Below are 13,777 nucleotides of genomic sequence, written 5' to 3'. Positions count from 1 at the left end.
GTTATCTCACATATTGTCCTATTTGGTCAATAAAAATCTTTTGTTGAATTGATTGGCAGGAAGTGAAAATATCAGCTCTTTCGTGTAAAAATGCTTTTAAAGTGAGTAGTTTATTTGAATATTTTTTATTTGCTGCTCTTGAATTTAATTGGATAAAAATATTCCAAATAAAGTTTCAATAATGAGAGAGTTTCTTACAACAAGCATTCAAATTAGTAAGTCGAAGTTTTAGATCTTTTTGTTCCAGCTTTCGATACATATGAAATTTTGAACTAATATAAAAACAACGATGATATGATACTTTGGCGCATCTCCAGCTGGTTGAAGTTTTGGCTCTGTTATTTCTGACTATAAGAGATGCATATCTAAAAGGAAATTATTTTGAAAAAAGTACATGTCTGTTTTCAGCTTGTCCTATTGCTGTTAGCTTTTATGTTGAGTGAAAGGGGGTGGTCTGCACAAAGATTGCCACTTTTAAGTGATTATATGCGGATAAAAACTGTCGCTGAGCCCGATATGTCGCCAGATGGAAAATGGATAGTTTATACAGTAGAAGAAAATATCAACGAAACAAGCGCAATAAGAAATATCTGGTTAGTGTCTTACGATGGCAAGGTCTCCAAACAACTGACTCATAATAAGAAAGCCAGTAATTATCTACCTAAGTGGAGCCCTAATGGCCAATGGATTGCTTTTTTATCGGATAGTGATGATAGTCTTAGATTATTGAGTAGAAAAAGTGGGCAAATTATCCGATTAACTAATAACCAGTACGAGGTAAGTGATTTTACTTGGGCACCGGACTCTCAAAGCATCGCTTTTATTGCCAGCGATCCTCAAAAAAAATCTTCTAAAAACAAACCTATAATCATTACACGGTTTTTATTTAAAAAAGACTCTGAAGGTTATCTTGGCGACAAAAGAACGCATCTTTATCGTATCGCACTTCAAAGTAAACAAATTGAGTTATTAACTCCGGGACCATATGATGAATGGGCTCCGGCTTGGTCACCCAATGGAGACTATATTGCATTTGTCTCTAAAAGAGGGATGGAACCGGATAGGAATTATAACTCAGATGTATATGTGATAAGTAGTAAATCTGGAAGTAAGGCGATACAATTAACTCGTTTTCCTGGAGCTGGCATGGATCCCGATTGGGAATCTATTCCCTCCTGGAGCCCGGATAATTCTCAAATTACCTACCTAAGCTTTAATAATAAATCACCTATCTATGCGCCAACACAACTAGCGGTTGTTAAATTAACCAGTCATCAAGAACGAATTATTGCCCCTCTTGATCGATGGTTTACAAAGCCGGAATGGTCTGAGGATGGTAAAAAAATTTATGCGCTAATTGAAACAAGCAGAAATACCCATCTTAGTGAGGTTGATGTGCTTACAGGTAAGGTCAAAACATTAACTCAAGGAGAACAAGTTGATAGTGAATTTTCAGTAGCGAAGGAACATATTGTAGTTGTCTCTTCGGATGATCAACATCCACCAGAACTCTATGCAGTAGAAAATTCATTAAGACCCTTGACTCACCATAATCAAAAACTTTTGGATGAGGTTATATTTCGCCCTGTAGAAAATATCCAGTTTAAAAGTGCTGATGGCACGTTGATCGATGGTTTATTGCTAAAACCTGCAAATTATAAACCTGGGACACAATTTCCCGCGCTTTTAAATTTACATGGTGGTCCCGTTTATCAATTCAGTCATGAGTTTAATTTTGACTGGCAGTGGCTTGCTGCTCAAGGCTATACCATCATAGCACCTAATCCACGGGGTAGTTCCGGAAAGGGATTTGATTTTTCTAATGCGATTAACGCAGATTGGGGTAATCTGGATGTTAAAGATGTTCTTGCTTCAGTGGATTATGCAATTGAGAAGGGTATTGTCGACCCCCATAAACTAGCTGTGGGAGGCTGGAGCTATGGCGGCATGCTTACGGATTATGTGATTGCCAGCACTGACCGTTTTAAGGCGGCGGTAAGCGGCGCAGGGACTGGCAATATTTTGGGCAACTATGGCGTAGACCAATATACTTTAGATTATGAATCAGAGTTAGGTAAACCCTGGTTAAACACTCAAATTTATATGAAACTGAGTTATCCGTTAATGAAGGCCAATAAAATTAAAACACCTACTTTGTTTATGTGCGCTAGTTTGGATTTTAATATGCCATGCATCGGATCGGAACAGTTATATCAGGCATTAAGATCACAAAACATACCCACCGAATTAATAATATATCCTGAACAATATCATTCTCTTGATAGACCCGATTTTCAAATCGATCGTTTACAACGATTTAAAGACTGGATGGATTTTTATCTTAAAAAAACCAATTAATTCAATAAAAAGTGCGAGTTTACGGTTCAAAAAAATTAAAAAATATCTTTTTTATTCTAAGCATTGAAACTGGCCAAAGTGATAGCCAATGGACTATAAATATCTATAGGGTTTCAATTTGTTGCGAAAGAGTTTTTTATGGATAATGAAAAATGTAATATCCTGTATGTTGATGACGAAGCGCATAATCTTACCGCATTTGTCGCGACATTTCGCCGTCATTTTAATGTGTATACTGCTACTTCAGGACGGGAAGGTATGGATATTATGCGTCATAATAATATTCAGATTGTTATTACGGACCAAAGAATGCCCGAAATGACCGGCGTTCAATTTTTAGAGTCCATTATTCCTGAGTATCCTCATACAATTCGCATGATTTTAACGGGTTTTACTGATGTTGAAGCAATTATTAAAGCCATTAATACGGGACGAGTTTTTCGTTATATAACTAAGCCATGGGATCCTGTTGATTTAAAGATCAATATCGATACAGGTTTAAAGATGTTAAATCTTGAAAAAGAGCGTTTGTCTTTGGTTGAAAAACTGAACCAAGAAGTATTATATCAAAAACGAATTATGGAGTTATTTCAAAAATACGTGCCTAAAAATATAGTTGATGAAATTTTAAATTCTCAGGGAGAAGAATCTCTGATCCGCGGTGAATATCGTATAGTTTCAGCCATGTTTGCAGACATACGCCAATTTACTTCTATATCAGATAAATTAGGGCCAGTTAAATCTGTGGAACTACTCAATGCTTTTTTTGAATTAATGACGCATAAAATTCGCGATCATCATGGCAGCGTAAATAAATTAATTGGTGACGGAATATTGGCTTTATTCGGTGCACCTGTTTCGCATATTGATAATCAATTAAATGCTGTACTTTCCGGGTTAGCAATGATTGACGCACTGGGTGAATTTAATGAAAAATACCGTGATGCAATTGGCCAAGAAATTGCTATAGGAATTGGCATTAACACAGGAGAGGTAATCGCAGGGAATGTAGGCACTAGTGAACATATGGAATATACAGTTATTGGCGACACGGTCAATACAGCATCGCGAATAGAAGAGCTTACCAAAAATAAACCTAATACTTTATTGATTAGTGAAAGTACCTATAGACCTATTGCTAATGAAATTTTGGTTGAAGAATTAGGGCCCCAAGTAATCCGAGGCAAACTAGAAAAAGTCAAACTTTACAGAGTACTTGGAAAGAAAAAATGAACTGGGACACTCTAAAAACATGGCAATTCTGGTACCAAAACCTAATTATAGTTTTGCTTTATACCATAGGAGGGGTAATAAGTAATATTTGGATGGTCCCTAATACCTTAGTTACCCCTCTTTGGCTTCCATCAGGTGCCGCATTGGCTATGGTGCTGTGGTGCGGAAAGAATGTTTTCTTCGGAATCGTTATTTCTGAAATAATAGTCACTGGGACATTAGGTAATCTGATTTCTTGGCAAAATTGGATTGCATCCACCTTGATTGGAATTGGAGCGGGACTACAAGCAATTTGGGGGGCTCAATTTATTCAACACTACACTCGCACCAAAACACCATTCTATACAGTCAGAGATGTTTTAATTTTTACATTCGGAGGTGATTTTCTTATATCTCTTACGAGTTGCACTATAGGTATTACATCGCTCGTGTTATTTGATTTAATTAAAACTGATTTTATCATTAATAATTGGTTTATTTGGTGGATAGGGGATGTGGTAGGCATTATCGTTATAACCCCTCTTATTATGACTTGGTATCATAGTAAACCTACGTTCAATTTGAAGCAATTTCTTGAATATACTTGCTTAATCACCCTATTATGTGGCGCAATTAGCATGATCTATATGCTGCATTATCCTCTAGCTTATATTTTACTGCCCTTTTGTGTATGGTCAGCCGTGCGTTTTAGTCTTCGATTGGCAGTCATTACTGCATTTTTAATCTCAATTTCGGTACTCTGGCTGGAGATCCACGGTTATCAAGAATTTAATTTCATGAACATTTCAACCAGTTTAATATTTTTACAGGCATTTGTTGCAGTCATTTTTTTTACTACACTAATCTTGTCTGCAGTAATTAACGAACGAAAAAAAGCGCAAGAAGAATTACTGCAAGCAAATATCAAGCTCGAATCCCGGGTGGAACAACGTACACGGGATCTTAATAAAAAGAATATGCAACTCAATAAGACATTAGAAACGTTAAAACAGGCTGAGACTCAATTAATTCAAGCAGAAAAAATGTCTTCTTTAGGAGTATTAACCGCAGGAATCGCGCATGAAATTAACAATCCAGTTAATTTTATCTCCGCCAATATTGGCCCATTAAAAAATGATATTGACGATATTATGAAGCTGTTAAATAAGTACGAGGAAATTAACCCTGAAATACCAATAAAAGAAAAACTGCTCGAAATTTCAAAATACAGCAAAGAAATAGACTTGGCTTTTACGCTCCAAGAAACGCATAATTTACTTGATGGTATTGAAGAGGGTGCAAGACGCACCGCGAGTATTGTAAAAGATTTACGTACTTTTTCGCGGCTTGATGAGGGGGATCTGAAAAAAACAAATATCCATGAGAATATCGATTCCACCTTAACTTTATTACACAATCAATTTCGTGATCGAATTATCATTAATAAAAACTATGGGGATATTCCTGAGATCGAATGTTTTCCGGGAAAAATCAATCAAGTATTTATGAATATTATCACCAATGCAGCACATGCAATTCCTGAACAGGGAGAAATTACTATTACAACCTCTAAGAAAAAGAATCATATTTTAATTAGTATCCGTGATACAGGTGTAGGTATGACTAAAGAGACAATGGCTAAGATTTTTGAGCCCTTTTTTACGACCAAACCCGTTGGAAAAGGGACTGGCTTAGGTTTGTCTATTTCTTATAGTATCATTCACGAACATCACGGAACCATTTCAATAAAGAGTGCTTTAGGAAAAGGAAGTGAATTTAAAATCACTCTGCCTATTAAATACATCAAATAACTGATCACGTAGTAGAGGACCCAGAAAGCGCTTAAACTCAGTTAACCTGGGTCCACTTCATTTTGCCTGCAAATTTTGCGCGCCTACTTCTATCATCTACATTTTAGCCATGGTTGAAACAAAATTCGGAATATTAGGTGAACCTATACCCACTGCATCATTCCAAAATTGATCTTCCGGTTCTAGGGTAAGTGAGGAATCCCATCCAAAAGTTTTATTTTTAATAGTAAAAGCTGAAGCTGGAGGAGGGGTATCTTGAATCGATGTAGATGGTGGTGGTGTGGCACCACTAATAATAAGAGCTGGAGGAATAATAAGATTGATTGCTCTATTGGCGAGTAATACATGATTCATTTGATACAAATAAGGTGCTGCCTGACCTATTGGTGTTTTTTTATTGAGTAAACTACGAGCTTGATTTACTAAGATTAAAGTGGCGGAAAATAACGGACATGCCAAGCTGGTGCCTCCGTCCTGAATTTGTGCTCCATCTGCAATAATCAGTAGTCCGGTTTGTGGATCTCCAAGCATTGCAATATCAGGTAATGCGCGGCGATTTCCAAAGCTACTAATAACTCCATAACCACCTGCTGTGAAATTTCTAATGGAGTTCTGCCATTTAACTGGACCATAAAATTTGCTAATGCCTCCACCAGTTCCCCCATCATACACATAGCTCCCTTTGGATGCTTTCACTGAGCCCCATACGGTTTCAAATGCATAATTGTATTTTTTATCTACAAATAAGGCTGTCGCTCCAACTGCAGTGGCATAAGCAGAACTGGCGGGATAATTAACTTTCGGAGGAGAAGGCCAAGTTCCAGTACATTTTTTTTGGGTGCTGTAGGTAAAATCTCCACAATCTCCGGAAGAAAAATTCACACTGAGCCCTGCGGCAGCAGCTAATTTCAATGTTTGTTCGAGCGAAGTATCTAACGTTTCTTCAGCACCCCAACTATTAGAAATCACATACGCATTAGGAAAACCTGCAATGTTATTTTTATTCTTAATCAGATTGTGGATTACCTCGATTAGTAGGGTCTTTTGATCTTTACCCAATACCAAAACTGTATTATTCCCAGGTGCTATTGTATGGGATGATTCAATATCCAGGAAGATTTCATTGCTCGAAGAGGTTGCATTAGGGCAATGTGTAAAGGGGGTGCCATCAGGATTAATTATCGCAAAATTCTTTAATGGCCCTGTAGTCACAAAAGGTTTTATTTTGTTTGCTTTAAAATATTGATTTGCATCTCTTAAAATCTGATCTGGCCTGTTCGTGCCGCAAGAATCAACAATTACCAGAGTCTGGCCTGTCCCATCGAGTTGTTTTCCATTAATACGAGGAATGTTCTTCAGGTTATAACTCTTTTGCAATTGTTCACCTGTAAAACCTTGTAATGAAATATCTGTGGGAATTGCAAATGGAGTAAAAGTATTCCAAATAAAATTTAAATCATGGACTTCATCCGTATTGTTCTTGATACTTTCTATATTCGAATGAAATTCAGGAATGGTACTAAGTCCCGTAATTTCGGCGATATATTGCGCAATCTCTGCATTTACTTTGGGCTTGTTTGCATTAGCATAAACGATTTTATTTTGATACTGATAAGAGTTCATTTGCACGTGAAGCGCTTGCGTAATTTGCGCTACTGAACCGGTGATATGAATACTATGATTAACAATGCTTGCTTGCATTCCTTGAGATGAAAAAAATTGTTGTACTACTTCTTCTGCTTCTTTATTTGGCGCAAATTCTTGTTCATAAAGAGTATAAGTTAAAAACTGATGGTATCGGGTACTATTGGGGTCATAAATATCTTGCACAAGCTTGTCTAATTCTGTTTCATTTCGTATTTTTAATCTCACTATAAATGAAATATGTATATTAGAATCCAGAGGGCGAATCAGAGTAGCCTGATTTAGTAAATTTAGTCCTGGGCTGGGTATGCTCGATAAGCTAGTTGCTGGATTTGCATAGGGAGTGGTTGCCACAAAACCACATGACAATAAAAGAAATACTACTTTTTTAAGTTTCAACATGAATTATCTCCCTATGTTATCCGAAAAAAAATAGACTAGTAATCGGGCTATATGTGATAAATCCCAAATCATCGCCAGTGGTTAAAGAAAATACATGACCATTTTGAGTTCCTGCATGGATTACAGTTGCATCTGCATTCACGAACAGGGTGTACGTTATCTGGGATAAAAAAGTCCATATCGGATTTGAATTAGTTAAGCTGTTAGTAAAATAGGCATATTCAAAATTGATAGTACCAGGGGGTAGGGTACTATTCGATGAGGTTTGACGGGTATTAACATAAAGTTGGCTCTTGGTAGCAAAAACATTTTGGATAGGAACAGGGATACTTGGTTGTGGACCGTTGATTTTATTCCAAGTAGTTCCATTATTTAGTGAATAATAAACATTTCCATCATCGCTTCCTGCATAAATAGTAGAGGGAGTTAAAAAGATACTATTGAGCGCTCCTGTACCTGGATTGGTTGGGGTAGATACCCAAGTAATTCCTTTGTCATTTGAGTAGTAAACTTTCCCCTCTTGTGTTCCAACATAAATGTTTGCTGCTTTTGTAACCGAAACACTATTTACGGCTGAAGTGCCTGGGGCGGTGGTAGCGCTCCAAAAAGTACCGTTGTTAGTCGAGTAGTACACTTTACCATCTCCACTTCCTACGTATAAGGTAGTGGGGGTTACGAATATCCCATTCACTGAATTATTCGAGGAGGGTATTTTGGGCGTAGGAGTCCAAGTCAAACCATTATTAATAGAAAAATAAACCGTACCGCTAGCAGTCCCTGCATAAATTATACCGGCTCTTGTGAATGTAACCTCCACTGTATGATTGCTATCAATATTAAATAGCGTGAACGTGGATCCACCTTTTTGCGCCGTACCTCCGTCCAGTAACCATTGATCAACTTGGTAACCTGCATTTGGCGTTGCCGTAAAAGTCAAATTACTACCCGCGATGATAGTTTGGGGCTTATTAGGTTTAATTGTTCCCTGTGCACCCGCTGTTGGCGTAATTACATATTTTGTTACAGGAATTTGCGTAATATTTAGAATGTTAGCTGAGGCAGGTCGATAACACTCCAGTCCATTTCCTTGTTCACAAACAATAGGACCACCCTTAATATTGCCTGATAGTTTACTTCCATTCACCAACAAATTAAGTGTACAGGATTGATGATAATTTAATTTAAATGGATTTGGGCAATTTCCCGTTGAAGTAACCTGGGTAATCCCCTCAATACGTTTCATAGATAAAGTGTGGGTTTTACGGGATTGATTGGTTATCGTATATTTAATTGTCGCGGATCCTATCGGGGTTATATAAATTTTGGGGGGATAATTGGGATCTGGTGTAAAAGTCCATACAGGTTTACTGGCATGGCTAAGTGTAAGGAATAGTATAGCAAACACACCGATACAAAGCTGAGGCAAAGTAGTTTTTAATATTTGCATCTTCAAATCCATCTTCGGATATTCATTTTAGTGTTTATCTTAAGTTGATTACTAATCCCAGATCAATAAAATTAGATATTTTTTCAAAGAGTTAAAGATCACTCCACAAGACACGCTTATTCCACGTATATTTTGGTATTTAGAATAGAAATATCAGTCATCGAAGGAGAGATATAAGGCTAATCACCAAAGTACTTATTATAAATGGTTAAATAAGTGCCATCGGTTTCTATTTCTAATAAGGCTTTATTAATTTTATCAATTATAGGAGCATTTTTTCTCAATGCGATGATTCCATACCCGTTTCCTATCACGATGGGTTTTCCTACGAGTTGGAAGCCTTGCAGGGTATTATTCAACAGATATTTAGCAACATTTTCATTGACTAATGCGGCATCAATTTCATGATTGTTGAGGGCTTCTATTAATGAGGTGATTTTAGAATATGCTTTAATATTTTGTTTCGAAGTATAATTAGGTAATACATTATATTGGATGAATGTTGCTTGCAGTGCGCCAATTTTTTTGTTCTTAATATCGTTGATTGAATTGATATTCGAATTTTTTAATGACATAAATTGTCCATTACTTGTTATATAAGGCAGACTGAAAACATAATTTGTTGGTTCAGTTGAAGGAAGAGGGCTGGGTAAAAAAGTAATGTCAATAAAACCTGTATTCAGATCTCTAAATTGAGAATCCAAATCTGTGGGTTTATAGATACAGTCCGTAGCAATGCGTTTGCATATTTCATCCATAAGGTCGACGCTAAAACCAAAATAATGATTGTCAATGTCGGTCGATGAGAAAGGTGGTGCAAATTTCAAAACCCCAACAGTAAGTGGGCTACTATAAGCAAAGAAAGAGCTTGCTAATAGGATTATAAAAACAAGTTGCTTAATAAGCTTCATGTTGTAAATCCGTATTTTATATAGTTAAACTCTAGGATGTTAGAAAAGGGTTGTCAATGCAGTCACTGAATGCCAGCATTTTTTTGAAGGGTTAACATTGTTTTTGGGTCTTCATATAAGCGAAAAATTTAATTAAATCATTCAAGTCTTTATCGGATAGAGATTGTCTATCAGAACCAGTCATTCGGCCCTGTGGAAGAGAACGCACTGATTTGGGATCCCGAATAAATTTTTTCAATTGAGTCATGTTAGGATAATAATTCAAAGGATTTTTAGGACAATTCAAGTCCGGACCGATATCGCTTTTTCCGATATGATTTATGGTATGACACCCCTCACAATGACTAATATAAATTTTGTACCCATTAGCAATCGATGTATTTTTTGTTTTGGGAGGGGAGAGCACATGGTGGTAATTAAGTTCTCGAGTAATTTTTATCGCAACAACACTCCATGCCCAAAATTCTGGAGATATATACGAACGCTCTGGATAAAGCCAAATTATCTCATAAGGTCCTGCTGTAAGCCCGGTGTGATTTTCAATTATTGACCATTTTGATGAGGGTTCTATGGCCAACATTGCTATGGATGCATTTTTACTACAGTCCATAACTTTACCTGCAGGCACATAGACATGGAAATTATCTTTCGCTATGAATTCAATGATATCTTGTTTTTTTATGTGAAAGGGAGCGAGCAACTTGCATAAAGGGATGGCTTTATGGTGCATGACTTTATCAGGATAAGCGCGGTCATTATTAATTGTTACTTGGGTTAGATTTGGATGGGATAGCAATTCAGTTCGAGTCAGGGTAAGGGATTTATTCGGAGTAGTGATATGAAGCGTGCTGGATGATGAAGCGTTCGCGCTGGAAGCAGTTACACTTATAAGCCAGAGACCTATCAATAAAAAAAAATATTTCAATCCGTTCACTTTAACTCCTGGCATTTATCGATGTGTGATCTGAACAGCCAAATTATATTACATTGATGTGGGAATTTTTCCAGGGAAAAATCAACCTACTTGTTTCTACGGATTTTTACATGACAGCTGAAGGATAAATGGAGCTCGAAAATAAAATCTTGACTTTTTGCCTGCATACTCATCATAGTGCAGAGCTAAAACCGGTGATACGTAAAAAACCTCCGTTTGACATAAATATATTCTTAACAAGGAGTATGAAATGGGCTACAAATTTTGTTTAAGCGTTGCCTTACTACTGAGTCTACCATCGTTATTATTTGCAGATGATACCCTAATTTTTGCAGTGGATATCATTCGGCATGGGGATAGGACTCCGATTGTCCCACTTTCAGTTGTAAATTATCAATGGCAAGAGGGTCCGGGGCAGCTTACAGCAGAAGGTATGCAACAAGAATATAAAATGGGTATCCAGTTCCGTAAAAAATATATTGAGCAAAACCATCTATTGCCTGAGTGCTACGAGCATGGAACAATGTATGTGCGCTCTACTGATTATGAACGCACATTGATGAGTGCACAGTCATTATTAATGGGATTGTACCCGCCAGGGACAGGACCAAATACAACGGAATCTTCTCTTCCAGCTTTGCCTTATGGATTTCAACCCATTCCTGTTTTTAGTGCTCCCTCTAAATATGATGAAGTGATCATCCAGCAATTAAGTGCCGTGGAACGAGCAAAATTAATGGAACAATATGTGTACTCTACGAGAGAATGGCAACAAAAAAATAATGAACTCAAAGATAAATATCCCCTTTGGAGTGCTCTGACAGGGGTTCAAATTAAAAATCTGACTAATCTTGAATTATTAGGCGATGCTTTATACATTCATCAACTCCATAATGCACCGATGCCCGTTGGTTTGAGTAGTCAAGATATAGAAACAATCATTAATGCCAGTAACTGGGCTTTTATGGCACAAGAAAAACCTCAAGCAGTAGCAGCTGCTTACAGTTCAAAACTCATGACAAATATTGCCAATTTTCTTAATAGTGGTAGCCAGAAAAAATCCAAGCTTAAATACGTTTTGTTATCTGCACACGATAGGACTATTGCAAGTGCATTAAGTTTTTTGGGATCTCCTTTGCAAACCGCACCGCCGTATGCTTCAAATCTTAATTTCTCACTTTATGAACATGATGCAAATTATTACCTTGTAAAAATCACTTATAACGGTAATCCAGTTGCAATTCCTGCTTGTGGTGGAACTACTTGTGAGTTGCAGCAATTTATAAAATTGGTGAATGACTCCAAGAATTATTCAATTTGAGATTCTTTTCTCCCACGCAAAGCGAGAACTTAGGTGGATAAGTGTCTTATCCAAACTATTTATTCCACAAAACTTAAAAGGGGAACCTAGAAATAAAAAGTTTAATTAATTATTCTCTCAATTAAATAAACATTCTAATTTAAAAAATAATGCTAATTAGTGGTGATAAAATAGGTATCGGTTTAAGACCTCCACATTATACGCAAATCATCAGGAAAAAGCCTGAAATTGATTGGGTAGAAGTGCATACAGAACACTTTATGAGTGACGGAGGCCCATTATTAGATATCTTATTTTCAATAGGGGAGATCTATCCTATAAGTTTTCATGGGGTAGGCTTATCTTTAGGTTCTGCCTGGGGACTAAGCAAGAATCATTTAAAACGAATTAAAACATTGATTAAGCGTTTTGAGCCAGTTCTAGTTTCAGATCATTTATCTTGGAGTAATAACGGGCGAGCTTATCTTCCTGATTTATTACCTATTCCTTATACTGAAGAAAGTTTAGTAATGATTGCGAATCATATTGATGAAGCGCAAAACTATTTACAAAGAACCTTGCTTATTGAAAATCCAACTTCTTATTTGGAGTATCGAAGTTCAACTTATTCAGAGGCTGAATTTTTAGCGGAGTTAGTAAAACGCACTGGGGCTCAAATTTTATTGGATGTGAATAATATTTTTGTGTCGTCTGTTAATCATGACTGGGATCCATATCAATACATCCAATCTATTCCTTCGGGAAAAGTACAAGAAATTCATTTGGCTGGACATTCAGTTCAGGTGTTTGATGAAAAAAATAGTTTGCTTTTAGATACCCATGATCGACCTGTATGTGAGGAAGTGTGGGGATTATATCAATATGCTGTAAACCGCATGGGGCATGTCCCCGCGTTGATTGAATGGGATGCGGATCTACCTGATTTGGAGGTTTTACTGAATGAAGCAAGAAAGTCAGTTAAATATAGCAACAATAAAGCAGATCCAGGAGGATTTTACCCAAGCAGTGTTTTACCAAAACGATAATGAACTGACAGAACATATCTCCAAAAATCAAGTAGATCCTGAGTTTAGACTCAGCATCTATCGAAACAATATTATGCTGAATTTATGTCGTGCGCTAGAAATTACCTATCCCTTTATTTGGAAGCTGATAGGGGAGGAGTGTGCCCATCAAATTGCCCGTATGTTTTGCCAAAAAGAAATGAATTTACCTGTAACAAATTGTCTTGATGATTGGGGGGCGAATTTTCCAGGATTTTTACAAGAAATTAATTCAATTCAACATCTTGTTTATTTGAAAGATATAGCAGAATTAGAATGGTTGATACATAAAAGTTACCGTGCCTTAGATTTTAAAAGCCTTAAACCCGGGAAATTACAAAAAAAGTTGGAAGGTTCAGGGGATTTACGTTTGGTTTTTAATCCTTCGGTGCATTTATTTTCATCACTGTATTCATTAAAAGAAATTATCGAGTTCATTGAGTGGCCAGATGGAAAAAAAATTGATCTACGTCACATTCCTTCTTATGCAGTGATTGCTCGTCAAAACAGCCAAGTAATCACTCATTGGATTTCTAAAGATCTGTTCTATTGGCTCGTATGCCTCAAAAATCGTACACCTTTGATGCATGCCTATGACCATATAACCACATTCAATCCTGATTTTGATTTGGTTGCAGGCTTAGAATTTATATTAAAAAATCGTTTATTGTGGAAATGCTTGAGTTGAAGTATC

Annotated in this window: 10 protein-coding genes; 6 read left to right on the top strand and 4 right to left on the bottom strand. The window is 36.7% G+C overall.

Annotated elements, in window-relative coordinates; all coding sequences use genetic code 11:
- Positions 1-432 precede the first annotated feature (432 nt).
- The 3 genes from ACWTE2_RS14865 (at position 433) to ACWTE2_RS14855 (ending at position 5,381) form a co-directional block, all read left to right on the top strand.
- Positions 433-2,358 carry a S9 family peptidase gene (locus tag ACWTE2_RS14865; RefSeq protein WP_454785993.1) on the top strand — a complete coding sequence of 642 codons (1,926 nt, stop codon included), beginning with the start codon at positions 433-435 and terminating at the stop codon, positions 2,356-2,358.
- Positions 2,359-2,496: 138 nt separating this feature from the next.
- Complete coding sequence (locus ACWTE2_RS14860) at positions 2,497-3,591, top strand: adenylate/guanylate cyclase domain-containing protein (RefSeq protein ID WP_182393166.1); 1,095 nt, start codon at positions 2,497-2,499, stop codon at positions 3,589-3,591.
- Positions 3,588-5,381 (top strand): MASE1 domain-containing protein, encoded by a 1,794-nt coding sequence (locus tag ACWTE2_RS14855; protein WP_454785958.1) that lies wholly within the window; start codon positions 3,588-3,590, stop codon positions 5,379-5,381. The genes ACWTE2_RS14860 and ACWTE2_RS14855 overlap by 4 nt, the downstream gene beginning before the upstream one ends.
- 96 nt (positions 5,382-5,477) lie before the next feature.
- On the opposite strand, the gene ACWTE2_RS14850 is transcribed toward ACWTE2_RS14855, so the two are convergent.
- From ACWTE2_RS14850 to ACWTE2_RS14835, 4 genes are all read right to left on the bottom strand, one after another.
- A complete protein-coding gene (locus tag ACWTE2_RS14850; protein ID WP_454785957.1) occupies positions 5,478-7,427 on the bottom strand; it encodes a S53 family peptidase in 1,950 nt (649 codons plus the stop codon).
- A gap of 16 nt (positions 7,428-7,443) precedes the next feature.
- Positions 7,444-8,874 carry a DUF6242 domain-containing protein gene (locus tag ACWTE2_RS14845; RefSeq protein WP_454785956.1) on the bottom strand — a complete coding sequence of 477 codons (1,431 nt, stop codon included), beginning with the start codon at positions 8,872-8,874 and terminating at the stop codon, positions 7,444-7,446.
- A 179-nt stretch (positions 8,875-9,053) separates the two neighbouring features.
- Positions 9,054-9,785, bottom strand: coding sequence for a transporter substrate-binding domain-containing protein (locus tag ACWTE2_RS14840; protein ID WP_454785955.1), 732 nt, complete (start codon positions 9,783-9,785; stop codon positions 9,054-9,056).
- A gap of 91 nt (positions 9,786-9,876) precedes the next feature.
- On the bottom strand, positions 9,877-10,719 hold the full coding sequence (locus ACWTE2_RS14835; RefSeq protein WP_454785954.1) for a c-type cytochrome: 843 nt from the start codon (positions 10,717-10,719) through the stop codon (positions 9,877-9,879).
- Positions 10,720-10,969: 250 nt separating this feature from the next.
- On the opposite strand from ACWTE2_RS14835, the gene ACWTE2_RS14830 reads away from it, so the two are divergent.
- From ACWTE2_RS14830 to ACWTE2_RS14820, 3 genes are all read left to right on the top strand, one after another.
- The gene (locus ACWTE2_RS14830) at positions 10,970-12,040 is read left to right on the top strand and encodes a histidine phosphatase family protein (RefSeq protein WP_454785953.1); all 1,071 of its coding nucleotides are present in this window, start codon (positions 10,970-10,972) and stop codon (positions 12,038-12,040) included.
- 149 nt (positions 12,041-12,189) lie between these two features.
- Positions 12,190-13,065: an MNIO family bufferin maturase gene (bufB, locus tag ACWTE2_RS14825; protein ID WP_454785952.1), complete on the top strand. Its 876-nt coding sequence runs from the start codon at positions 12,190-12,192 to the stop codon at positions 13,063-13,065.
- On the top strand, positions 12,980-13,771 hold the full coding sequence (locus ACWTE2_RS14820) for an HvfC/BufC N-terminal domain-containing protein (RefSeq protein ID WP_454785951.1): 792 nt from the start codon (positions 12,980-12,982) through the stop codon (positions 13,769-13,771). The genes bufB and ACWTE2_RS14820 overlap by 86 nt, the downstream gene beginning before the upstream one ends.
- Positions 13,772-13,777 lie beyond the last annotated feature (6 nt).

This window comes from Legionella nigrisilvae, from assembly GCF_977063395.2.
Note: the sequence above shows the minus strand (reverse complement) of the source record. Positions and strands in the feature narration are given on the sequence as shown.